Origin of the sequence: Aliidiomarina minuta (assembly GCF_003987145.1) — a bacterium.
GTDB classification, from domain to species: domain Bacteria; phylum Pseudomonadota; class Gammaproteobacteria; order Enterobacterales; family Alteromonadaceae; genus Aliidiomarina; species Aliidiomarina minuta.
This window is the reverse complement of the sequence record NZ_PIPL01000001.1, coordinates 213804-237298: the sequence shown is the minus strand read 5'-3', so window position 1 is coordinate 237298 and position 23495 is coordinate 213804. Positions and strand designations below refer to the sequence as shown.

Annotated in this window: 20 protein-coding genes; 13 read left to right on the top strand and 7 right to left on the bottom strand. The window is 47.8% G+C overall.

Features of this window, described 5'->3' with window-relative positions; all coding sequences use genetic code 11:
- The first annotated feature begins 99 nt into the window (after positions 1–99).
- The 10 genes from CWE09_RS01175 (at position 100) to CWE09_RS01130 (ending at position 13669) form a co-directional block, all read left to right on the top strand.
- Positions 100–540 (top strand): MerR family transcriptional regulator, encoded by a 441-nt coding sequence (locus tag CWE09_RS01175; protein ID WP_126802075.1) that lies wholly within the window; start codon positions 100–102, stop codon positions 538–540.
- Between the two features lie 47 nt (positions 541–587).
- Entirely contained in the window at positions 588–1757 is a 1170-nt protein-coding gene (locus tag CWE09_RS01170; protein WP_126802074.1) for an isovaleryl-CoA dehydrogenase, read from the top strand.
- A 10-nt stretch (positions 1758–1767) separates the two neighbouring features.
- Positions 1768–3375, top strand: a complete 1608-nt coding sequence (locus tag CWE09_RS01165) for a carboxyl transferase domain-containing protein (RefSeq protein ID WP_126802073.1) — start codon at positions 1768–1770, stop codon at positions 3373–3375.
- A 10-nt stretch (positions 3376–3385) separates the two neighbouring features.
- A complete protein-coding gene (locus CWE09_RS01160) occupies positions 3386–4168 on the top strand; it encodes an enoyl-CoA hydratase/isomerase family protein (protein WP_198679572.1) in 783 nt (260 codons plus the stop codon).
- A gap of 15 nt (positions 4169–4183) precedes the next feature.
- Positions 4184–6166, top strand: coding sequence for an acetyl/propionyl/methylcrotonyl-CoA carboxylase subunit alpha (locus CWE09_RS01155; protein ID WP_126802072.1), 1983 nt, complete (start codon positions 4184–4186; stop codon positions 6164–6166).
- Positions 6167–6175: 9 nt separating this feature from the next.
- The gene (locus tag CWE09_RS01150; RefSeq protein ID WP_126802071.1) at positions 6176–7072 is read left to right on the top strand and encodes a hydroxymethylglutaryl-CoA lyase; all 897 of its coding nucleotides are present in this window, start codon (positions 6176–6178) and stop codon (positions 7070–7072) included.
- A gap of 18 nt (positions 7073–7090) precedes the next feature.
- Complete coding sequence (locus tag CWE09_RS01145; RefSeq protein WP_198679570.1) at positions 7091–9052, top strand: acetoacetate--CoA ligase; 1962 nt, start codon at positions 7091–7093, stop codon at positions 9050–9052.
- 94 nt (positions 9053–9146) lie between these two features.
- On the top strand, positions 9147–11363 hold the full coding sequence (locus CWE09_RS01140; RefSeq protein ID WP_126802070.1) for a putative bifunctional diguanylate cyclase/phosphodiesterase: 2217 nt from the start codon (positions 9147–9149) through the stop codon (positions 11361–11363).
- A 24-nt stretch (positions 11364–11387) separates the two neighbouring features.
- Positions 11388–13037: an electron transfer flavoprotein-ubiquinone oxidoreductase gene (locus CWE09_RS01135; protein WP_126802069.1), complete on the top strand. Its 1650-nt coding sequence runs from the start codon at positions 11388–11390 to the stop codon at positions 13035–13037.
- Between the two features lie 212 nt (positions 13038–13249).
- On the top strand, positions 13250–13669 hold the full coding sequence (locus tag CWE09_RS01130; protein ID WP_126802068.1) for an H-NS family histone-like protein: 420 nt from the start codon (positions 13250–13252) through the stop codon (positions 13667–13669).
- Positions 13670–13706: 37 nt separating this feature from the next.
- Here the strand turns inward: CWE09_RS01130 and CWE09_RS01125 are convergent, their stop codons facing one another.
- Positions 13707–14333 (bottom strand): hypothetical protein, encoded by a 627-nt coding sequence (locus CWE09_RS01125; protein ID WP_126802067.1) that lies wholly within the window; start codon positions 14331–14333, stop codon positions 13707–13709.
- A 193-nt stretch (positions 14334–14526) separates the two neighbouring features.
- Here CWE09_RS01125 and tsaA point away from each other — a divergent pair, with 193 nt between their 5' ends.
- Together tsaA and CWE09_RS01115 are read left to right on the top strand one after the other, a co-directional pair.
- The gene (tsaA, locus tag CWE09_RS01120) at positions 14527–15228 is read left to right on the top strand and encodes a tRNA (N6-threonylcarbamoyladenosine(37)-N6)-methyltransferase TrmO (protein ID WP_126802066.1); all 702 of its coding nucleotides are present in this window, start codon (positions 14527–14529) and stop codon (positions 15226–15228) included.
- A gap of 57 nt (positions 15229–15285) precedes the next feature.
- Entirely contained in the window at positions 15286–16995 is a 1710-nt protein-coding gene (locus CWE09_RS01115) for a proline--tRNA ligase (protein WP_126802065.1), read from the top strand.
- Between the two features lie 36 nt (positions 16996–17031).
- Here CWE09_RS01115 and CWE09_RS01110 read toward each other — a convergent pair whose 3' ends face one another.
- From CWE09_RS01110 to gpt, 3 genes are read right to left on the bottom strand one after another with little or no spacing between them, the layout of a single operon-like run.
- On the bottom strand, positions 17032–17676 hold the full coding sequence (locus tag CWE09_RS01110; protein WP_126802064.1) for a hypothetical protein: 645 nt from the start codon (positions 17674–17676) through the stop codon (positions 17032–17034).
- A 9-nt stretch (positions 17677–17685) separates the two neighbouring features.
- Positions 17686–18141: a thioredoxin family protein gene (locus tag CWE09_RS01105; RefSeq protein WP_126802063.1), complete on the bottom strand. Its 456-nt coding sequence runs from the start codon at positions 18139–18141 to the stop codon at positions 17686–17688.
- Between the two features lie 12 nt (positions 18142–18153).
- Entirely contained in the window at positions 18154–18642 is a 489-nt protein-coding gene (gene gpt, locus CWE09_RS01100; protein WP_126802062.1) for a xanthine phosphoribosyltransferase, read from the bottom strand.
- 90 nt (positions 18643–18732) lie between these two features.
- On the opposite strand from gpt, the gene CWE09_RS01095 reads away from it, so the two are divergent.
- Complete coding sequence (locus tag CWE09_RS01095) at positions 18733–19053, top strand: 2Fe-2S iron-sulfur cluster-binding protein (RefSeq protein WP_126802061.1); 321 nt, start codon at positions 18733–18735, stop codon at positions 19051–19053.
- Position 19054: 1 nt separating this feature from the next.
- On the opposite strand, the gene CWE09_RS01090 is transcribed toward CWE09_RS01095, so the two are convergent.
- From CWE09_RS01090 to CWE09_RS01080, 3 genes are read right to left on the bottom strand one after another with little or no spacing between them, the layout of a single operon-like run.
- Positions 19055–20185, bottom strand: a complete 1131-nt coding sequence (locus CWE09_RS01090) for an ATP-NAD kinase family protein (RefSeq protein WP_126802060.1) — start codon at positions 20183–20185, stop codon at positions 19055–19057.
- Positions 20182–20724 (bottom strand): elongation factor P hydroxylase, encoded by a 543-nt coding sequence (locus tag CWE09_RS01085; protein ID WP_126802059.1) that lies wholly within the window; start codon positions 20722–20724, stop codon positions 20182–20184. The genes CWE09_RS01090 and CWE09_RS01085 overlap by 4 nt, the downstream gene beginning before the upstream one ends.
- On the bottom strand, positions 20714–23467 hold the full coding sequence (locus CWE09_RS01080) for a S9 family peptidase (RefSeq protein ID WP_126802058.1): 2754 nt from the start codon (positions 23465–23467) through the stop codon (positions 20714–20716). The genes CWE09_RS01085 and CWE09_RS01080 overlap by 11 nt, the downstream gene beginning before the upstream one ends.
- Positions 23468–23495 lie beyond the last annotated feature (28 nt).

Below are 23495 nucleotides of genomic sequence, written 5' to 3'. Positions count from 1 at the left end.
GGATAGCTCTGTTTTAAAGAACAGCACTTTACGTTAACGTTAACTTCCTCTAAGCTTAGCCTTCAAAGAGGCTCTAATGCAAGCGAAACAGACTTCATTATGAATAATCAAACCACAACTCCATTAGCAACTCCTAAAGCGGTCACCTTCACTATAGGTGAATTAGCCCGAGAGTTCGATATCACTACCCGCAGCATCCGCTTCTACGAGGATCAGGGTTTGCTCGCTCCTCAGCGTCAAGGGCAAAACCGAATATATAATGGCAAGGACAAAGTCCGCCTTAAGCTTATTTTAAGAGGCAAACGACTGGGTTTTACGCTCGCTGAAACACGTCGTCTGTTTGAACTTTATGACCGCGATCAGAGCAGTGAAAACCAGCTAAAAACTATGCTCGGCCTGATTGAAGAAAAGAAAACAACGCTGCAGCAACAAATGGAAGATATTAAGGTGCTGCTGCACGAACTGGTAAGCGTCGAACAACGCTGCCAGGCAGAACTTCTTGAACACCAAAATAAAACTGACTCTGACCCGGTGATTTAATATTCACCATAGGTTATGAGCTTACTTCAGCAGTATGAGGAATAATCATGATTAGCCAATTTACAACGCTTAACTTTGATCTGGGTGAGACCGCTGACATGCTACGCGATCATGTCAATGCATTCGCACGCGAAGAAATTGCTCCGCGTGCCGCTCAAATTGACGAAGATAACCTGTTTCCGTCAGAGTTATGGCCAAAATTAGGTGATATGGGGCTACTCGGCATCACTGTTGAAGAAGAGTTCGGTGGCTCAGGTATGGGTTACCTGGAACACGTTCTGGCGGTTGAAGAAATCAGCCGCGCCTCCGCTTCAGTAGGGTTAAGTTACGGTGCGCATTCAAATCTTTGTGTTAATCAGATTCGACGTAATGGTACTCAGGCGCAAAAAGAAAAATACCTGCCTAAGCTGGTAACCGGAGAGCATGTTGGTGCCCTGGCTATGAGTGAACCTAATGCGGGTTCTGACGTCGTTAGCATGAAGCTACGAGCGAAAAAAGACGGTGATGATTACATTCTCAACGGTAACAAAATGTGGATCACTAATGGTCCTGAAGCCAGTGTTTATGTGATTTATGCGAAAACAGACCCGGATGCGAACTCTCGCGGTATCTCCGCTTTTATTGTAGAACGCGACACCCCAGGGTTTAGTCAGGCACAAAAACTGGATAAATTAGGCATGCGCGGTTCCAATACCTGTGAACTGGTATTTGAAGATGTACGGGTTCCCGCCGAAAACATTCTTGGCGAACTGAACCGCGGTGTTGAAGTGTTGATGAGCGGTCTGGATTATGAACGGGTTGTTCTGGCAGCTGGCCCTTTAGGTATTATGCAGGCCTGTCTTGATGTGGTAGTGCCTTATATTCACGAACGCAGCCAGTTTGGCAAATCTATTGGTGAGTTTCAGCTGGTACAGGGCAAAGTTGCAGATATGTATACCCGCATGAACGCTGCACGCGCTTACGTTTATACAGTAGCCAAAGCCTGTGACCGTGGTGAAACCACCCGTAAAGATGCGGCGGGCGTTATTCTGTATGCTGCTGAGTTGGCTACACAGATGGCACTGGATGCCATTCAATTGCTGGGTGGTAATGGCTACATTAATGAATACCCTACTGGACGTCTGTTGCGCGATGCCAAACTCTATGAAATAGGCGCCGGCACTTCAGAAATCCGCCGTATGTTAATCGGCCGCGAACTCTTCACCGAATCTAAATAAGGAGCCAGCCGTGGCAGTGCTATCAAGTAAAATAAATGTACGCGACGAGACTTTCCAGAATAATCAGGCCTCCATGGAAGCCCTGGTTGCGGATCTGAATGACAAAGTAGAGCAGATTAAGCTCGGTGGTGGTGAAGCCTTGCAGGAACGCCACCAGTCACGCGGTAAATTACTGGTGCGGGACCGTATCGAGCGATTGCTGGATCCAGGCTCGCCGTTTCTTGAAATCGGCCAGTTTGCAGCCTGGGCTGTATATGAAGATTATGTTCCCTGCGCTGGTGTAGTAGCCGGTATTGGCCAGGTGGAAGGCGTACAATGCATGATAGTGGCCAACGATGCCACAGTAAAAGGCGGTACTTATTACCCGCTGACTGTCAAAAAGCATTTACGGGCTCAGGAAATTGCCGAGCGCTGCCACCTGCCCTGTATTTATTTAGTCGATTCCGGCGGAGCCAACTTGCCCCGCCAGGATGAAGTATTCCCGGACCGCGACCATTTTGGCCGTATTTTCTTTAATCAGGCCAATATGTCAGCTAAAGGCATTCCGCAAATTGCTGTGGTGATGGGTTTATGTACTGCTGGTGGCGCTTATGTGCCTGCCATGGCGGACGAAAGCGTAATTGTCAAAGAACAAGGCACGATTTTCCTGGCCGGTCCTCCGCTGGTAAAAGCAGCAACCGGTGAAGAAGTCAGTGCTGAAGAGCTCGGTGGTGCCGACGTGCACACCCGCATTTCCGGCGTTGCTGACCATTTTGCGGTCAGTGATGAACATGCGCTGGAACTGGCCCGCCGTTCAGTTTCGCGCCTGAACCACAAGTTGCCGGAACAGCCGCAAATGGAACCGGTTAAAGCCCCCCGTTACGCTGAGGAAGAAATTTACGGCATTGTGGGTACTGACCTGCGCAAGCCTTATGATGTTCGCGAAGTCATTGCACGTGTAGTCGACGATTCCGACTTTGATGAATTCAAACAGAATTACGGCAACACTTTAGTTACCGGCTTTGCCCGCATTCATGGTTATCCGGTGGGTATTGTTGCCAACAACGGTATTCTGTTTTCTGAGTCAGCGCAAAAAGGCGCTCACTTTATTGAGCTCTGCGCACAGCGCAAAATTCCACTGGTCTTTTTACAGAATATCACCGGCTTTATGGTCGGTAAAAAATATGAAGCCGAAGGTATCGCTAAGCACGGAGCCAAAATGGTAATGGCGGTAAGCTGCGCTAAAGTGCCTAAGTTTACTGTGTTAATTGGCGGCAGCTACGGCGCTGGCAACTACGGCATGTGCGGACGCGCCTACGACCCAACGCTTATGTTCATGTGGCCCAACGCACGAATTTCCGTCATGGGCGGCGAACAGGCTGCAGGTGTTATGGCAACCGTGACCCGCGATGGCATGGAGCGTAAAGGCAAAAGCTGGAGCGAACAGCAAGAAGCTGACTTTAAAAAACCTATCGTTGAGCAATATGATGCACAGGGACACCCTTATTATGCATCCGGTCGCCTGTGGGATGACGGCATTATAGATCCGGCGCAAACGCGCACGGTTCTGGGTCTTAGCATTGCAGCTTCACTCAATGCCCCGATTGAGAAAACACGCTTTGGCGTGTTCCGCATGTAAGGAGTTGATTATGGAAAAAGTAAAACTAAGTATCGACGATCAGCACGTGGCCTGGCTTACATTAAATAAGCCAGAAGTACACAACGCTTTTGATGACGTTATGATCGCTGAGTTACTAACTGCTCTGCAGCAAATTAACGACGACCCTGACGTACATGTCATGGTACTGCGTTCAGAAGGCAAGAACTTCTCCGCCGGTGCTGATCTGAACTGGATGCGCTCCATGGCCGCCAGCAATCGTCAGCAGAATGTAGAGGACGCTGGCGAACTGGGACAACTCATGGCCCGGCTTGATAACCTCCGTGTGCCTACTATCGCCCTGGTTCAAGGCGCCGCTTTTGGCGGTGCTGTAGGCCTGGCGGCCTGTTGCGACATAGTGCTGGCAAACCCGGACAGCAGTTTTTGCCTGAGTGAAGTGAAAATCGGCTTAATTCCGGCGGTAATCAGCCCTTATGTAGTGCGCAATATGGGAAGCAGAGCTGCCCGCCGGTATTTGCTCACCGCTGAGCGTTTCTCTGCTGAACAGGCTTGCCTTCATGGACTGGTTACCGAGGTCACCGAAAAACCTCTGGACGAAGCCGTGCAAACTTTTTTAAAAGCCATTACTGGCAACGGACCCGCAGCCTGTGCTGCTGCCAAGCGACTAATTCTGGACGTTGCTGATCGCCCTATCGATGACGATATTATTGAGCAGACGGTGCAGCGTATAGCTGATATCCGAGTTTCCGCTGAAGGCCAGGAAGGTTTATCTGCTTTTCTGGAAAAACGTAAACCAGCCTGGCTAAACCACTAACCAACGGTAGTTGATATGTTTAATAAGATTTTAATAGCAAACCGCGGTGAAATAGCTTGCCGTATTATCAGCACCGCGCAGCGTATGGGTGTGCAATGTGTCGCAGTCTATTCAGATGCCGACCGCAACGCCCGTCATGTAGCCATGGCAGACGAAGCTTTCTATATAGGACCATCACCCAGCAGTGAGTCTTATCTGATTGCTGAAAACATCCTTAAGGTCGCCAAACAAAGCGGCGCCCAGGCTATACATCCCGGTTATGGTTTTCTCTCCGAGAATGAAGGTTTTGCCGATGCCTGTGAACAGCAAGGTGTAGTCTTTATAGGTCCACCAGCCAGCTCAATTGCAGCTATGGGTTCAAAAAGCGCAGCAAAATCTATTATGGATGAAGCCGGTGTGCCCCTGGTTCCCGGCTACCATGGCAGCGATCAGGACATTGAAAAACTACGTACTGAAGCCGAACGCATTGGTTATCCGGTGCTGCTTAAAGCAGCCTATGGCGGCGGTGGTAAGGGCATGCGTGAAGTGCACAAGCCTGAAGATTTTGATGCGGCCCTGGCCTCGGCTAAACGTGAGTCACAGGCCTCCTTTGGCAATGATAAGATGCTTATTGAGAAATTTATCATTAAGCCTCGTCACGTAGAAATTCAGGTGTTTTGTGACCAGCATGGCAATGCTGTGTATTTAGCTGAACGCGACTGTTCCGTGCAACGTCGTCATCAGAAGGTCCTGGAAGAAGCGCCAGCTCCGGCCTTGGGTGAAAATACCCGTCATGCCATGGGCGATGCTGCTGTGCGCGCGGCCCAGGCTATTGACTATGAAGGCGCAGGCACTGTTGAATTCCTGCTCGACGCGAACAACGATTTCTACTTCATGGAAATGAATACCCGCTTGCAAGTTGAACATCCGGTCACTGAAATGATCACCGGACAGGATTTGGTGGAATGGCAACTGGTGGTTGCCAGTGGTGGCGTGCTACCGCTCAGCCAGAGTCAGGTACAACTTCATGGGCATGCTTTTGAAGCGCGTATTTACGCTGAAGATCCGCAACAGGACTTCTTACCCAGTACAGGTCATATCGAATTTTTACGTACACCAACGCAGGACCGTCATATTCGCATTGATACAGGGATCCGCGAAGGCGATGATGTGAGTCCTTATTACGATCCCATGATCGCTAAACTGATTGTCTGGGACGAAGACCGTGACCGCGCCCTGCTCCGCTTGCAGCGTGCTTTACGTGAATACCAATTAGTTGGCCCAACCACCAATACTGATTACTTACATCGCCTCGCTACCCATCCCCACTTTGTGCGAGCCGATCTGAGCACCCAGTTTATTGAACAACACGGGGAGCAACTGCTTAAGCCTAACAATGCAATGGATGCCGAGCTGGCACATGCCTGCATGGCCTGTGCCATCACTTTGCAACAAAGTGTACCGCTAGCTGATGCCAATAATCCGTGGAACAGCGCCAGTAACTGGCGCTTGAATCAACCCGCCGGGCAGTACCTGGAACTAGTTTTTAACGATCAGTTGCTAAACCTTTATATTCAGCAACAGGGCAATGAATTTGTAGTTCTGCATGACGACAGCCGGGTTGAGCTTAAAGCTGAGCTGCAACAGGATAAGCTGAATGTCACCTTTGATAATCACAGCTTCAGCTTAACTGTTGCTCTGGGTACTGATAAGTTTGTACTTTTCAGCCAGCAGGGCCGGGTTGACTATCAGGCGGTAGATACCAGTGCCGCTTTTGGCCTGGCTGAAGATGAAGGTACCCTGACCGCGCCTATGAATGGCACTATCGTCAGTGTTAATGTCAAAACAGGAGATAGTGTAGAAAAAGACCAGCCCCTGGTTGTCATGGAAGCTATGAAAATGGAATACACTATCAAAGCGACTGTGAGCGGAACGGTTGAACAAATATTCTTTCAGGCTGGCGAACTGGTCAGTGACGGCGCGGAGCTTATCGCCCTGGCCCCTAACGAAGAAAGTTAAGGATACATTATGAGCTTACCTGAGCAGGTACGTATTGTAGAAGTGGGTCCCCGGGACGGTCTGCAGAACGAACAAAAGGTGTCGCTGGAAAATAAGGTAAAACTGATTAACCAGCTCACTGACAGCGGTATGCCTTATATTGAAGCGGGCAGTTTTGTAAGTCCTAAATGGGTGCCACAAATGGCAGACAGCAGCGATGTCATGCACACCATTAGACGCAAACAAGGTGTCACTTATGCTGCTCTTACCCCGAACTTAAAAGGCTTCGAGGCAGCAATAGCGGCCTCCGCTGACGAAGTGGCTATTTTCGGAGCTGCCTCTGAGGCCTTTAGTCAGAAGAACATCAATTGCTCTATCAGCGAATCGCTGGAACGTTTTGCCCCGGTGATGGAAGCCGCCCAGGCAAAAGGTGTTCGTGTTCGCGGTTATGTTTCCTGTGTCCTCGGTTGCCCGTACCAAGGGGAAGTCCCAATCAGTGAGGTGGTTCGGGTTGCCAAAGCATTGCACGACATGGGCTGCTATGAAGTGTCACTGGGCGATACCATAGGTGTGGGCACACCACTACAGGCGCAACGTATGTTAAGTGCAGTCGCTGATGAGGTGCCTATGCCGGCACTGGCTCTGCACTTTCATAATACCTACGGTCAGGCACTCGCTAATATTGCCAGTTGCCTGCCACTTGGCGTCGCCACAGTAGACAGTGCTGTAGCCGGCTTAGGCGGTTGCCCTTATGCCAAAGGAGCGAGTGGAAACCTGGCCACTGAGGATCTGTTGTACATGTTACATGGCATGGGCATAAGCACTGGCATAGATCTGGACAAAGTTGCTGCTGCAGGCCGCGACATTTGTACCGCCTTGGGTTTCCAGCCTCGCTCTCAGGTTAACGTCGCATTACACGCAAAATAACAAACAGGTTTGAATGATATGTCGCAACAAGCTACTACCACTCCCCTGGCCCCTATGTGGCAACCCAGCCGGGAACGTATCGAGCAGAGCCGTATGCATAAATTCATGCTGGCTCTCGAACAACAGGGCCTGCGTTTTGATAGCTACGCAGCACTTTATAACTGGTCAGTAGAAGAAAGCCCGGCCTTCTGGAGCGCGATCTGGGACGAATTTAATGTCATTGCCAGTCAACGCGGCAGCCAGGTTTTAAAAGACCCTGGCAAGATGCCCGGCGCAGAATGGTTCCCGGAAGCACGCCTTAATTTTGCGCAAAACCTGCTCCGTTACCGGGATCAGAAGACTGCATTGGTATTCAGAGGTGAACTGGGTGAGCGTCAGCAGATAACTTATGCAGAGCTTTATTTACGCACCGCGCAAATGGCTAGCGCTTTGCAACAACAAGGCGTCACTGCCGGTGACCGGGTCGCTGGACTATTACCGAATTGCATTGAAACCATAGTCGCCATGCTGGCCACCACGAGCCTGGGAGCTGTGTGGTCGTCCTGCTCTCCCGATTTTGGCGTACAGGGCGTTGTCGACCGCTTTGGCCAGATAGAACCTAAGGTACTGATCACTGTAGAGGGTTACTTTTACAACGGCAAAACTCTGGACTTAAGCGACAAAATCAATGCTATTCAGAAACAATTGCCCTCTTTACAGGCTCTGGTAGTTGCCGACTTTACCGGCCAACCGCATAGCATTGAAAAAAGCAGTAGTTGGAATGACTTTATCGACTCCAAGGCTACTGAAATTGAATTTGTCCAGCGACGCTTTAACGACCCGCTTTATATTATGTTCAGCTCGGGTACTACTGGCGTGCCTAAGTGTATTGTCCACGGCATCGGCGGTACTTTATTACAGCATCTGAAAGAACACGGTCTGCATACCGACTTAAAGCGTGAAGACAACCTTTTTTACTTCACCACCTGTGGTTGGATGATGTGGAACTGGTTAGTCTCTGGCCTGGCGTTGGGCGCTCAGTTAACTTTATTTGATGGTTCTCCCTTTGCCCCCAAACCAGAAGCACTTATCGATCTGATTGACGAAGAAAAAATTACTATATTTGGTACTAGTGCGAAATACTTATCCGCGTTGGAGAAAGCTGACGTCAAACCACGACAGTCTCATCAGCTGCATAGTTTAAAAAGCATTCTGACCACCGGCTCGGTGTTGCCGCCGGAAAGCTTTGATTATGTTTACCGCGATATTAAAGAAGATGTTTGTTTATCATCTATATCCGGTGGCACTGATATTGTTTCCTGCTTTGCTTTGGGCAATCCGATACTTGCGGTATACCGCGGGCAACTTCAGTGTCGTGGACTGGGTCTTAAAGTGAATATTTACAATGATGAAGGCGAAGCGATACGAGAAGAAAAAGGCGAACTGGTTTGTGAAGCGCCCTTCCCGTGCATGCCTATCGGTTTCTGGAATGACAGCGATGGCAGTCGTTACCACAAAGCCTACTTTTCCCGCTTTGATAACGTCTGGGCGCATGGAGATTACGCAGAAATCACCGCTCAGGACGGCGTTATTATTTATGGCCGTTCCGATGCTGTGCTCAATCCAGGCGGTGTACGCATTGGTACTGCTGAAATCTATCGCCAGGTAGAAAAAGTAGAAGCTGTGCTGGAAAGCATAGCTGTTGGCCAGCAATGGCAGGATGACGAACGGGTTGTTCTCTTCGTGCGTTTGCGCGAAGGGGTTACTCTGGACGCGGATTTAACTAAAACCATCAAACAAACTATTCGTGCTAACGCCACACCTCGTCATGTCCCGGCCGTTATTCTGCAAGTAGAGGATATACCACGCACGGTAAGTGGAAAAATCACTGAAATAGCCGTGCGTCAGGTTATTCACGGCGAAACCGTCAAAAATACCGATGCTCTGGCCAATCCGGAAGCGCTGGATTATTTTCGTGATCGTAATGAACTACAACAATAAAGAGTCACGCAATAGTTGCCTGGCGGTTGCTTATTGCGGCCGCTTGGGTAATCATCGTCAACAGACGTATAACAACGATAAAAAAGTCTGACGTATGCAACGATTTTCTCACTTTCGGCTGGCTATCCTGACCGCAGTATTAGGTGCTCTGCTGACTATACTGATTGCGGCAACTTTGTACTATTACGACAAGCAGAATATACGAGCCCAACTTCGTGATGAAACTCGTGAAATGCAAAATGCTATCGGTCAACAACTGCAAACCCATATGTTCGGATTAACCTGGGTAGCCCGGGATAACCAGCGCCATGGAACAACGAATTACAACTGGTTGCATGACGGGACTACTATTCTGGCTTACTACCGTCACTTTCGCAGTCTGCTATGGCTTGATGCTGATCTTAATGTTCAGGGACTTTATCCATCCAATTCCCGCGCCATATCACAGAACCTGATAAAAGAAGACCAGGATTTCATGTTGCGGCTCCAGCAACTGGAATCAGGCAACCGCTATGTGCTTTCAGCAGGCCCCCTGACTGAGGGGATTTCCGACCTGATACTTATTATTCCTCACCTCGGCCATGAACAGGCAAGTTATTACATCGGCATTATCGATATGCAGAGTCTGCTAATGGAGACGGTAACCGCCAACCTGAGCGATGAATCTCAATTCAGAGTGACTTCACTATCGCAGGGTGAAATGGTTTTTGACTATTCCTCGTCAGATAACCTGCGCTCCGGTTGGGCCGGTGAGATTGAATTCTCCATGTTTAATCAAAGCTGGCTTATGGAACTATGGCCAACCAACAACCGTCTGCGGCAAATGCGCAGCATACTGCCATTATTAGTTATTCTGGCCGGCGGCGTTACCACTGCGTTACTTACTTTTGTCTTGTATGTTCTCGGTGTCAGTCGGGTAAGAGCTCAGGAACTAGCTGATACCAATCTCGACTTATACATTGAAATTGAAGAACGCGAGCGGGTTGAGAAAAAAGTTGCCTATATCGCTGAACACGATTGGTTAACCGACCTGGCTAATCGCAATTCTTTAATGACCCAGCTGGATGTATTCTTTAAAGAGTCAAAGGCGCAACAACGCCATGTCGGTGCGCTGTTCATTGATTTAGATAATTTTAAAGAAGTAAATGATGCTCTGGGTCATTCAGTCGGTGACCAGTTATTAAAACGAGTAGCCGGGCGTTTACTTAAAATACTGCCCGAAGACACCTGCCTGGCGCGAATGGGTGGCGACGAATTTGTTATTGCAGTATCCATGTTGCAGGAACTGCAACAATTGGAAGATATGGCGCAGCAGGTTCTGAATTCACTGGATACTCACTTTTACGTCGATGACTACGAGATCTTCATATCCGGAAGTATTGGTGTAGCCTTAAGTAAAAGTGATGATAACCCGGAGAGCCTGATTCGCAATGCCGATACAGCACTGTATCGAGCCAAGGAACGCGGCCGTAATATTTATCATGTATATACTGTGGTGCTGCACGAAGAACTCAATAAGCGTATGAAGCTTATGAAGCGGCTGCGACAGGCGGTAGAACGAGATAAACTCTCCGTCTATTATCAGCCCAAAGTAGACATGAACAGCCGTCGTATTGTTGGTGCTGAAGCTTTGGTGCGCTGGATCGATGACGATGGCACTATTATAGGCCCAGACCAGTTTATTCCTATTGCAGAAGACACCGGACTCATTATCCCCATTTCAGACTTTGTTCTGAAGACCGCTTGCAAGCAACTCTCAGCCTGGCATAGCCTCGGTTTCTCCGAGCTGAGCATGGCAATAAACTTGTCCGGTAAACAACTGCAGTCGCCGGATCTGGTTGAACAAATCATGCAAATTGTAGAAGACAGTAAAGTGCCACCACAAAGCCTTGAACTTGAACTTACCGAACAGGTATTTATTGAAAACATTCAGTCCCACACCAACTTTATGCATGCAGTACGGGACAAAGGCATTGCTCTGGCAATCGATGATTTTGGTGTAGGTTACTCCTCGCTTTCGTATTTAAAGCACTTTCCCGTTAACTCACTCAAGATTGATCGTTCATTTGTGCAGGACTTACCGCACGACAAAGATGACGCAACTCTGACTCAAACGATTATTAATCTGGCCAAAAGCTTAGACATAGGTTTGGTTGCTGAAGGTGTGGAAACTGAAGCTCAGGTGGAATTTTTATTAGATAGAGACTGTACTATCGGGCAAGGTTTTTTATTTAGTCGTCCGATACCAGCTCACGAATTTACTCAGTTGCTTAATCAGTATAAGGGTCAAATCCCTATTCAGATTACATAGCAATGCTCAACAAAGGAGAAGCCCATGGAACGCGAAAGCATGGAGTTTGACGTACTTATAGTTGGGGCAGGCCCCGCTGGTTTAAGCAGTGCTTGTCGGTTAGCGCAACTCGCTAAAGACAACGAGCAGGAACTACAAATTTGTGTAGTTGAGAAAGGCTCCGAGGTAGGCGCTCATATCTTGTCAGGTGCCGTTTTTGAAACCAGAGCCCTGAACGAACTGTTTTCTGACTGGAAAGAGCGTGACGCTCCGTTAACTACGCCAGTTAGTAAAGATGATATTTTCATGCTCAACAGTGAGCAAAAAAGTAGCAAGCTACCGAATTTCATGGTGCCTAAAAGCTTCCATAACGATGGTAATTATATCGTCAGTATGGGCAATGTTTGTCGTTGGTTAGCCGAACAGGCCGAACAGCTTGGGGTGGAAATATTTCCTGGCTTTTCAGCCGCTGAAGTACTTTACACCGAAGACGATAAAGTAGCCGGCGTGATTACCGGTGACATGGGCGTCAGTGCGACGGGTGAGCAAAAAGACAGTTATATGCCGGGTATGGAGTTACGTGCAAAGTATACGGTATTTGCCGAAGGTTGCCGGGGTCATCTGGGCAAGGAGCTGATCAACAAATTTAATTTAGATGAGGGTAAAACGCCCCAGCACTATGCTATTGGCTTTAAGGAAATATGGGATGTTCCGGAAGAGCAGCATCAGCCAGGTCTGGTTGTCCATACTACCGGATGGCCTCTTAACGACAATGCCTCAGGTGGTGGCTACCTGTACCATGCTGAAAATAATCAGGTCTTTGTTGGCCTTATTATTGATCTTAATTACACCAATCCAAACGTAAATCCATTTGCTGAATTCCAACGCTATAAACAGCACCCGGAAATTAAGAAGTTTTTAGATAATGGAAAACGAGTCAGTTATGGTGCCCGCGCTATCACCAAAGGTGGTTATCATTCATTACCTAAAATGACGATGCCTGGAGGTTTACTTGTCGGTTGTAACGCTGGCACACTAAACTTTGCAAAAATAAAAGGTAACCATACCGCTATGAAAAGCGGCATGCTGGCAGCTGAAAGCATTTTTGAAGCATTAAAAAATGATCAAAGCCATACTGAACTGACTGATTATACACAACGCTTCGAAAGTTCATGGTTATATGAGGAACTGTATAGGTCACGGAACTTTGGCCCAGCTGTACATAAATGGGGAACCTGGTTGGGTGGCGCCTTTAACACACTAGATCAAAACTGGTTTAATGGTCGTCTCCCATTTAACATTAAAGATTGGCAACCTGACTATAAAGGCATGCAAACCCTGGATGACGCCACGCCAATTAATTACCCTAAACCTGATAATCAAATAAGTTTTGATCGTAATTCTTCGGTTTATCTGTCGAATACCAATCATGAAGAGGATCAACCCTGTCACCTCAAACTAAAAGACGCAGACATTCCTGTGCAGGTTCACTTACCTAAATTTAATGAACCCGCTCAACGCTACTGTCCGGCAGGCGTCTATGAAATAGTTCAGGATGATAAGGGAGAACCAGCGTTTCAAATTAATGCTCAGAACTGCATTCATTGTAAGACCTGTGATATTAAAGATCCCAGCCAGAACATTCAGTGGGTTACCCCCGAAGGCACCGGTGGCCCAAATTATCCAAATATGTAAACAAATCCTAAACGCTCCTCTCGGAGCGTTTTTTTATTGCTAGAGTTACTTAATCCTTGTAGGATATTTACGCTTTCTTTATTAAAAGCAAGTTATTTTATTTTTTCTTTGTACTAAAATACTAATATTAAGCTATTGATAATTCCCTCGTGTATTTAATAGCCCAACTGCCAATATAACTCGTAAAATTTTATAAAAGATAAGGTATAAACATGAGCGATTTTCTAAATATTCTTACTCACGAGCGTCGTTTACGCGCTGCGACCAAAGAGCTAACGCTTGCTGAACTACAGGATGTTGAGGCTAAACTACAACGAGTTATTGTAAACCGCGAAGAGGAAGAAGCGGAATTACGGAAACAGGAAGAAGAAAAAAGGTCTCGTGTAGATGAAATTAAAAAGCAGATGGCTGCAGCAGGTCTGGATATTACTGACTTAGCACCCGAGCTGCAAAACATTGTGAATGACAAAAAAGGTGCCAGTACACGTAAAAAGCGCACACCTAAACCCGCCAAATATGAATACACAGATAACGGAGAGCGCAAGACCTGGACCGGACAGGGGCGTACACCTAAGGTTATCAATGAAGCGCTGAAGAAAGGTAAAAAAATTAGTGACTTCCTGATTAAGTAGATACTTTAAAAAGGCAGCTGAACAGCTGCCTTTTTAATTATAAACTCAACTTAATATCACCGACCCCAACCTCTACATTTATATCTTTATCACCATTACCAGTGCCTTTAGCATCCTCAGCTACTACCCGACGCTGAGAAGTATAATTATCCAGGCCGCTCGCAGAAACTGAGCCAACACCGGCGGAACCACGAAATTGCCCAACGAAGTTTTTATGGCTATTTATCAGTGCAGTTCCAACACCAACCTGAAGCTCTAATCCAGTGTCACCCAGATCAATATCAGCCGTTCCTACACCAAGGTGAACATGCAGTGCATCCAGTTCTGGCATATAAACCACCCAATCAGCCTGCACTTTACTCTGCTGAAACTCCAGATAAAGTTGATCGCCTCGCTCCCGAACATTCAATTCAACATCAGAGACATCAGTTTTACGACGTAATAAACCGCCACGCTTTCCTTCGAAAACCACTTCAATTCGAATTTCATTATCCGTCGATCTTTTTATATCCAACTGACCTACTGCGTTATCTATATGCAGTACGCGTACATTCTGACTTTCAAATCGGTAATGACGCTCAGCTTCGCTGCTGGCTGACGCTTGCCCAAGAGTCACAAATACAGCAAGTATGACCAGGGTAGTTAAAAAATATCTTAAGCTCATAGTTTTATCCTTATTAAGTAATTATTTACACTAGCTTTCATGCTTATATAGCAAACTCTGGGCCATCTATTTATTCCTATAAAAACAATAACTTAAAAATAAGACTTAAGATAAATTCGATTTTTAACCAATTATTTGGTGCATTTATTTATTATGTGGTCAAATAACTCACCCTCACTATCCAGGTTGTTTCATGTATCAATTTAATACTGTCGGCTATGTTCAGTCACCCTACCGGGAGAAATTTGCTATCCCCCGCCAACCTGGGCTTGTCAGCAGTGCTCAGGGGCGGCTGATACTAACCGATGACTACAATCGGCAAGAATGCATAGCCGGATTAGAGGATTTCAGCCATATCTGGATCCAATTCGTTTTCCATGCCACTGCAGAACAAGGGTGGAAACCTAAAGTCAGGCCCCCTCGTCTGGGTGGCAACCGAAAAGTCGGCATTTTCGCCACCCGTTCAACTTTCAGACCCAACCCTATCGGGCTGTCAGTGGTGAAGCTTGAAGAGATCCTGTATGAGGACAAGCACTGGCAGTTAGTTATCTCCGGTCTGGACTTACTGGACAAAACACCAGTACTGGATATAAAGCCTTACATTGCCTACAGCGACGCTTTAACAGAAGTCTCGTCAGGCTTTGCTCAAGAAGCGCCGCAACAACAGATGCCAGTTAATTTCAGCCCTCAGGCGCTAAAGCAGCTAGACCGTTACCATAGCCAGTATCCGCAGCTGAAATTGTTAATAGAGCAGGTATTAGCGCAGGATCCCAGGCCCGCCTATCGGCAGCATAAAGACGATAATAAAACTTATGGCATGCAACTTTATCAGCTTAATATTCGCTGGCAGGTTATGGCACAGGAAGCTGTAGTCACTGCTGTCAGTGACTGCTAGAATGAATCATATTATTTAAAGGTTTATTTTTTAATTGCCAGGAGAGCAAAACCAGCCATGCGCAGCAGCCAATATTTACTTGCCACCGTAAAAGAAACCCCTTCAGATGCTGAAATCATCAGCCACCAACTTATGTTACGTGCTGGTATGGTGCGTAAAGTTGCTTCTGGTTTATACACCTGGACGCCAACCGGCTTAAGGGTATTGCGTAAGGTTGAGCAAATTGTACGTGAAGAAATGGAAGCCGCTGGCGCCATTGAAGTCTTGATGCCCATGGTTCAACCTGCTGATTTATGGCAGGAGTCTGGACGCTGGGAAGACTATGGTCCTGAATTACTGCGCTTACATGACCGTCACAACCGCGAATTTGTTCTCGGCCCGACTCATGAAGAAGTCATTAGTGAATTAGTTCGCAAAGAAGTAAATAGCTATAAACAACTACCGTTAAACTTATTCCAGATCCAAACCAAGTTCCGCGATGAAATTCGTCCTCGTTTTGGTGTTATGCGCGCCCGCGAATTCATCATGAAAGACGCTTATTCCTTTCACACTTCTGAGCAATGTCTGAGCAAAACCTATGCGCGCATGTACACGGCTTATCAGAATATTTTCAGCCGCTTGGGCCTCGACTTCAGACCAGTAATAGCCGACACAGGCTCTATCGGTGGCAACCTCTCCCATGAATTTCATGTGTTAGCAGACTCAGGTGAAGACGCTATTGCCTTTTCTGACAGCTCAGATTACGCCGCGAATGTTGAACTGGCCGAGGCTATAGCCAGTAAGCAGGCAGCAGACCCAGCGAGCGAAGATATGCAAAAAGTAGCAACTCCAGAGGCTAAAACTATTCAGGCTCTGATAGAGCAGTTTAACCTGCCTATTGAACGCACCGTGAAAACACTAATTGTGCATGCGGCTACAGAAGATGGTGAAGCGAACGGGTTGGTTGCCTTGATTGTCCGCGGTGACCATGAGCTCAACGTTATTAAAGCGGCTAAGCTACCTCAGGTATTCATCCCACTGACATTTGCTTCTGATGAAGAAATTAAAGCCGCTCTGGGCGCAGGTCCAGGCTCGCTGGGCCCGGTGAATCTGAATATCCCGGCGGTAGTGGATCGGGAAGTGGCCGTACTCAGTGATTTCGCGGCCGGAGCTAATGAAGAAGGCTTTCACTTTTTCGGTATTAACTGGGAACGCGATGCTGAACTTCCTGCAGTAGCTGACTTACGTAACGTAAAAGCTGGCGACGCCAGCCCTTGCGGTACAGGCACACTGGAAATAAAGCGTGGCATAGAAGTGGGCCATATTTTCCAGTTAGGCAGTAAATACTCCGATATGATGAAAGTCGGCGTGCTTAACGAAAACGGTAAACATCAGAACCTGACTATGGGTTGTTATGGTATCGGCGTTTCCCGAATTGTCGCCGCTGCCATTGAGCAGAATAACGATGAGAACGGCATTCGCTGGCCAGAGCAAATGGCACCTTTTCAGGTTTGTATACTCCCTATGAATATGCACAAATCTGCGCGTGTCCAGGAGGTCGCAGAGCAGCTTTATGAGGAATGTCTGGGTGCCGGGCTTGAAGTGTTTTTTGATGACCGCAAGGAACGTCCTGGCGTGATGTTTGCGGATATCGAGCTTATTGGCATTCCGCACGTCATTGTGGTGGGAGAACGCAACCTGGATGAAGGCCTGGTCGAACTAAAAAACCGGCGCAGTGGTGAGAAAGAAAAAATTTCCATCACTGATGTCGTACAGGGTTTGCTATAGGACTCATGCTAAGGGCGGTTCTACTGAGAGCCGACCTTAGCCTTTATGCAGACGTAAAGAAAGCAACGTCATAACAGCAGCAACCAGCAAGCTCGAATACAGGATAGAGACATTCCAGGCGGCCAGGAATGGGCCTGCCACATAAGACGAAATTAATACGGCAGGTAACAAAGCCAGCAGAAAAAACTTCCAGTTAAACTGATATCTGACCGCTTTGCCACAATGAGGACATTGCCAGGCGAGCCGCTTCTTCGATATCAGCTGCATTTTGCGGGCAAGGGAAATTCTCTTTTCGCAATGAGGACAACAGAAAAAGCCTTTTTCACCCGTTTTCACCCGCTGCCCAAAAGGTAATAACGCCGCAAAACCAAGCAAGATAAAAGCCATAGTTTCTGCACCACTTCCCCTACTGCCATCAACGATACCGAAACTGGATAAAACGGCCACCAGCAAAGCCACTGAAAAGCCTATGAGCATTAGTTGCACGGGGCTGGTCTTCTGCCACCGGCTAAGCCTGTTACCAAACCAAAAACCAATAGCGACCAGAAGTGCGATTAAGAAATTGTAGAAGACCACCAACAGTAAAGCCCCTGTATCAGGGCTACTTGTCGAAGCCTGGCTAAGGTCTATAAATAACTGCGCTATGGCAAAAAGAAAATAGCCCAGAGCTACGTAAAACAAGAGATCACCCTATTCATCTTCTTCAAACAAACGCGAATGATACTCGGCTTCCTGTAAAGCACTGTATATATTAGGCCTTTGCGTCTGATTATGGGTATACCAGATACGATGGTGGCCCCGATACAGTACTAAGGTAGTGGGATCAACAGCTCCAAAGCGTTCAACTAGTTCAGGCTGACTATCAAAGTCTATTTCCATAACCACAACCGGCGACCCAGTGAAGTCAATAAAATATTGATTCAGAACTCTTTTTTGCTCGCGACAAGGCGGGCACCATGGGCGGTGAAAGTTAATCAGAATTAAGTCATCATTATCCTGCGCAGCGGCGAAATCCTGCTCATCAAACATCTGCTGATTCTGATAATAATCCTCAGTAGTCACCGGAGGGCCATACACGATCAGGAAAATCCCAGCGGCTGCAACCGCAACGATAAGTAGTCCAATGACTGCTTTAAACCAATTCATAAGGTCCCCCTTTTAATGGTCATCCTGTCCGGCTAACGGATCCACATAATGTAAATGCATATCCCAGGGGAAATGAATCCAGGTATCCTGGCTTAAGTCCGCTTCGTAATCATCGACCAGTTCAAGTCCTGCAGGTTTACCATAGACGGTAATAAATCTAGCTTGCGGCAGTCGCTGACGCAACGTCCGTAATGTATTTCCGGTATCGACCAAATCGTCAACGACCAAAAATCCAGCACCATCCTGGGTCGCACTGACATCTTTCAAAATGCTAGCCTGCTCACGCTGAGACTGATGGTCATACGAACTTACACAAACACTGTCTACTACTCGTATATTAAGCTCACGGGCAATAATCGCAGCAGGCACCAGACCGCCACGACTGACTGCAATAATGCCCTGCCACTGTTCGGCGGGTAATTGTCTGCGGGCTAATTCCCGGGTAGCCCGATGCAGCTCTTCCCAGGAAACAAAAAACTCTTTATTGCTGTGTAATGTCATGCGGGCTTTCCCTGTGCTAATCTTGGCAGTTCAAATTAGAATATGCTTACTATATCACTACTTATAGACAAGAAACACGAGAGCACTTTTATGCCTAAAGTAATTTACATTGAAGCCAATGGCGCGCAGTACGATGTGGATGTGGCGGTTGGCCAGAACCTGATGGAAGCCGCAACCGAAAACATGATTGACGGAATTATCGGTGAATGTGGAGGTGTTTGCTCCTGTGCTACCTGCCACCTGTATGTGGATCCTGCCTGGGTCAGCAAAATGCCTCCAGTCGATGACATGGAAGAAAGCATGCTGGACATGGCAAATGACCCCCAGGATAATAGTCGACTGGGCTGTCAGATTGAAATGACAGAAGAGCTCGATGGACTAATTGTGCGTCTTCCGGTATCTCAGTTTTAACTTAATCAACTGCTTTGACAGCGACCATAGTCTGATCATGATAGCCAGTGGTGACCGCGATAAAACCGCTTAATTCATGATCCAGGCCAGGGTCGCCGGTATCCACCCGCAAAGGTCGTCCTGACAGAGCTTTTAACTTGGTTTTAGTCGCCAGCAAGCGAATATTATCGCGCCCAATTTCACGAATCACCCGCGGACTAAGCTGCTGGTTACCGCGGCCAAAAATATGCCCCTGACCTCCGATTAAGGTAATCACCAGATATTTCTCTGAGTGCTGGCTCAGTAAATCCTCCAGTTCACTGGCTGTCACATCCTGCGCTAGCAGCTCCTGATTACGTATTACATCTACCCCGAGCAAGGTATTAGGCAAATTCAGCTGTTCCATAACCGCGGCTACTGTCGAGCCTGAACCCATTATATAAAGCGCATCCGGTCGCATACTTTCAATAATGTCATCCGCGATATCTGTTAACACCAGCTCGTCGCTTTCCTTACCACCCATTTTAACCGCTTGCATATACTCCAGTTCACCTGGTACCTGCATTTCACCATAACGTCTGGCTTTAACAGTGCCCTGACGAAAGGCGTCCTCATCAATATCCATCACGTCAGCACTTCGCAGGGTCGTTAATTCGCCTTTAATCAACTGTTCCAGTACCCGCCCGGCTGCAGTCGGCGTTACCGCATACACACCAGAGTGAATTTTAACCCCGGCAGGTATACCCACAACTGGTAGTTGTTCCCTGAGCTGTGCACAGACATCCCGTGCCGTACCATCACCGCCCGCAAAAACAATAAGATCAGCTTTTGCCTCAATAAAAGCCTGCACCGCTCTCTGTGTGTCTTCGGCGCCGCTATCATCGGCGCGCTGCGCCTGATACACCACTTCAGCTTCGAAACCACACTTCTTTAATGTGCTTTCACCCATAGCGCCCGCCGCCGTCAGCCAGCTTATTTCAGCGGCATACGGCCGTAAAACATTGATCGCCTGGCAGCTGCGTTCCAGTGCACGCGGAGTAGCGCCTTTGGCCAGCGCTTCGCTTCGGGTCTGCAAACCATCACTGCCTTTCAGCCCAACACTACCGCCCAGGCCGGCAAAAGGATTGATAACGAGTGCTATTCTAAACATCAGGCAACCTCAGCCAGGCGGGGACAGGATTGTCCATAAAAGGATTGTAACACGATAGCAAATGCCTCAGCTCTGGGGGGCAAGCGACTACTTCGATAATTTATCAGTTGCTGTCGGACTTGTTCCGCAAAACCCGCCACATCAATAGCATCCGGATCGGAAGCCGCCAGGTTATCGCAACTAACCTCAAAAGAATGGCCGGCACAGAGGCAAAACCACCATTCCAGCGCCTGAGGTTTCAATTCAGCCTGCTGGAACCTTAGTTGTTCTTCCAGGTTGCGCCCATCGGGTTTATACCAGTAGCCATAGTCGGCGAGCTGACGACGTACCTTACCGGCAATGCACCAATGTGCGATTTCATGCAATGCAGAACGAAAAAATCCGTGCGCAAATACCACCTGGTGGCAATCGCGCCGGTTTGTTGCAGGCAGGTAGAGCGGCTCACCTGAGCCGCTTACCAACCGGGTTTGAAAACTCGGTGCAAATAGATCATTAAACAGCGTTATCAAATCATTGCTTTGATGAGTTTTATTAATTGTCATACTGCTGATAAGGCATCCCTTCAAGCCACCAGTCGGGTGCTGGCTCCCCTTTCAGATAATGATCGAAAAACTCCAGCATCTTGATGGTGTAATCAATTTTATTGGCGTACTGCTGCAAATGATGCGGTTCGTCTTCGTAATGCAGCATCACCACTTCTTTATTCAGCCGACGTAAAGCCAGATAATACTCGATGCCCTGCTCCCAGGGAACCGCCCCGTCATCATCACCGAACTGAATCAGCATTGGCGTATTAATGCGATCGGCGAAAAAGACAGGGGAATTTTTAATATAAGGGTCAAGGTCTTCATACATATTTGGCCCAATACGGCTTTGCCCGGTTTCGTACTGAAACTGACGTGCAAGACCTGAGCCCCAGCGAATACCGCTGTAGGCACTAGTCATATTAGACACCGGTGCTCCGGAAACCACTGCAGCAAAAAGATCAGTCTCCGTAACCACAAAGGCACTTTGATAACCCGACCAGCTATGTCCGTGTAAACCTATCGCATCGGGATCGGCAATGCCCATATCAATGATTTTTTCCATTGCCGGAACCAATGATTCAGTTGCGCTTGGCCCTGGCGCTCCTTCGCGGAAACGAACATCCGGCAGAAACACCACATAGTCCTGTCCCAGATAGAACGGGAAGTTAGGACGATGATTCACTTTCATCTGGTTAAAATGGTAAAGCCGCTGCGAGAACTGCTCATAATAATAAACCATAACGGGGTAAAGGCGTTCAGGATCATACCCATCAGGTTTAATCACAATCCCCTGTAAAGTTTCACCGTCCTCTGTCTGCCAGTCAATAAGTTCAGGATCGCCCCAGACAAATTGATCCTGCTGTGGGTTAATATTCGTAAGCCGGGTCAATTCACTAAAGTCCCGATTCGCTGACCAGATATCCGGAAACTGACGGAAGTCTTCTTCGGTAAATAAATAACGTTCGGACTCTTCCATGAAGCCAACATAATTATAGCGCTTATTGCCTTCCTGCAGGACTGAGAAGTCACCACTTTGCAAGTCCAGCTGATAAAAACCATGGTATTTAAGCTGGTCATGGTAAGCGTGAACCAACAAAGGTTGAGCAGGATCTAAACCCAACTCGTCATCAGTACGTTCTACCCGAAAACGCTTTTCATCATCGCGTCCGGTCTGGGTTAAATTAACCGCTTCGCCATCCAGATTTATCTTCCATATATCATAACGGTCATAAGCCAGAAAAGCCGAACTATCCTGGAGCCAACCGGCCACACCATAGCTGCGCGGTTCCATAGGACGATCATTTTCTTCATCCACCCAGGAAATATTCACCTCAGTAGCTACCGCTTCTGCACTGCCTGTCTGACTGTCAAACACATAATAAGTCTCATCATCCAGGTACGCTACCAGCTGACCGTCCGGTGATAGGTAACCACGCTCAGAAGTGCGCGCACGAGAAAGCACCTGCTGTTGCTGGCCGCTTTGCAAATCAACGTGGTACAGATCATGATAGAAACCATCCCAGGTAATATCACGCAAATGCTCACGGCTGTTACTAAACAACAAAGCGTTTTCGTGCTCTGTCATTCGAGGGCTGTCTTCAATATCATGACTCAGTGCTACAAAGCGTTCGTCTTCAACCCAGAACACTCCAGGAGCGGTACGCGCCCGGTTGGCACTATAATCCTCTTTCTGATGGCTGTTAATACGTCCATCTTCACCGTGCCATACCTGTAGGCGGCGATCCGCCAGTAAACGCTCGAGATCATAAAGATCTGCTTCCGTTTCCGGTTTGCCCGGCCCCTCACTCTTATCATCCTGAGCGGGACGGTGACCGACAAAAATGCGCTGGTCGTCTTCACTCCAGCGAGGATTATAGCGTTCGCTTAATACCCACTGCTCGCGCTCAACATTAATTGCACTGGCCTGCTGCTGACCATATTGCCATAGCAGTAATTGCTGGGCTGGATCAGGGTTTTCGCTTTCCGCAGGTCCCTCAAAAAACGCCAGCTTGTTGCCCTCGTGATTAAATGACAGGCCCTGAAAACTGACTTGCTCAGCATCAGCAACGGTCAACTGACTTCCGTTGCTGGTATTGACTACAGTAACCTGCTCTGCCTTATCTTCTGCAGAGGTTTCCTGCACAAAAGCGAAGCGCGGTCCCTGTGAAGCACTGCTTAGTCGTAATACCTGTTCAAGCTCCGTACTGCTGCCATCATCAAGGTTAATTATTGTGAGTGGTCTTCCATTATCGTCCGAGTCTGCTTTGCGCAATAAAAATGCAGCAAAACGACCGTCACCACTCAACTGATAGCTATGTACATTTTCAATAACACGCTGCTCACCAGTAAGGGTATCCACTACTACAGCGTTAGTTTTCAACTGCTGTCGCTGTTCGCGATTCTGCGCCTGCTCGCGCTCTAATAGCGCTGCTTGCTGGCGAAAAATAGCAAAGCGTCCGTCAGCCGAAATTACCGGCCGGTCCCCTCGCGGAACACTGTGCTCAGTCGCCTCGGTAACATGCACTACATAACCGGTGCTATCACCCCGATCTGGCACCGCCGCATACGCCATCCAGCTGCCATTTTCGCTCAACCGCCGTTGTTCGATTTCACGAAACTGCATAATGTCAGTCAGTTCAAGAGGACGTTTATCTTCCTCTGTCGCCAGTGCTGGAGCATTCAGCGCAAAACCCAGACTGCTTAACGTCAAAGCTACACATACCGCCAGACGCTGTGGTTGTCGCATCATTATTGTCATAAACCACTCATTTTATAATTATAGAAAC

Coding starts and splice junctions, on each gene's coding strand:
- CWE09_RS01115 (WP_126802065.1), top strand. CDS start 15,286: ATGCGCAGCAGCCAATATTTACTTGCCACCGTAAAAGAAACCCCTTCA.
- CWE09_RS01170 (WP_126802074.1), top strand. CDS start 588: ATGATTAGCCAATTTACAACGCTTAACTTTGATCTGGGTGAGACCGCT.
- gpt (WP_126802062.1), bottom strand. CDS start 18,642: ATGACATTACACAGCAATAAAGAGTTTTTTGTTTCCTGGGAAGAGCTG.
- CWE09_RS01080 (WP_126802058.1), bottom strand. CDS start 23,467: ATGACAATAATGATGCGACAACCACAGCGTCTGGCGGTATGTGTAGCT.
- CWE09_RS01175 (WP_126802075.1), top strand. CDS start 100: ATGAATAATCAAACCACAACTCCATTAGCAACTCCTAAAGCGGTCACC.
- CWE09_RS01135 (WP_126802069.1), top strand. CDS start 11,388: ATGGAACGCGAAAGCATGGAGTTTGACGTACTTATAGTTGGGGCAGGC.
- CWE09_RS01160 (WP_198679572.1), top strand. CDS start 3,386: ATGGAAAAAGTAAAACTAAGTATCGACGATCAGCACGTGGCCTGGCTT.
- CWE09_RS01085 (WP_126802059.1), bottom strand. CDS start 20,724: ATGACAATTAATAAAACTCATCAAAGCAATGATTTGATAACGCTGTTT.
- CWE09_RS01105 (WP_126802063.1), bottom strand. CDS start 18,141: ATGAATTGGTTTAAAGCAGTCATTGGACTACTTATCGTTGCGGTTGCA.
- CWE09_RS01095 (WP_126802061.1), top strand. CDS start 18,733: ATGCCTAAAGTAATTTACATTGAAGCCAATGGCGCGCAGTACGATGTG.
- CWE09_RS01150 (WP_126802071.1), top strand. CDS start 6,176: ATGAGCTTACCTGAGCAGGTACGTATTGTAGAAGTGGGTCCCCGGGAC.
- CWE09_RS01155 (WP_126802072.1), top strand. CDS start 4,184: ATGTTTAATAAGATTTTAATAGCAAACCGCGGTGAAATAGCTTGCCGT.
- CWE09_RS01125 (WP_126802067.1), bottom strand. CDS start 14,333: ATGAGCTTAAGATATTTTTTAACTACCCTGGTCATACTTGCTGTATTT.
- CWE09_RS01145 (WP_198679570.1), top strand. CDS start 7,091: ATGTCGCAACAAGCTACTACCACTCCCCTGGCCCCTATGTGGCAACCC.
- CWE09_RS01130 (WP_126802068.1), top strand. CDS start 13,250: ATGAGCGATTTTCTAAATATTCTTACTCACGAGCGTCGTTTACGCGCT.
- CWE09_RS01140 (WP_126802070.1), top strand. CDS start 9,147: ATGCAACGATTTTCTCACTTTCGGCTGGCTATCCTGACCGCAGTATTA.
- tsaA (WP_126802066.1), top strand. CDS start 14,527: ATGTATCAATTTAATACTGTCGGCTATGTTCAGTCACCCTACCGGGAG.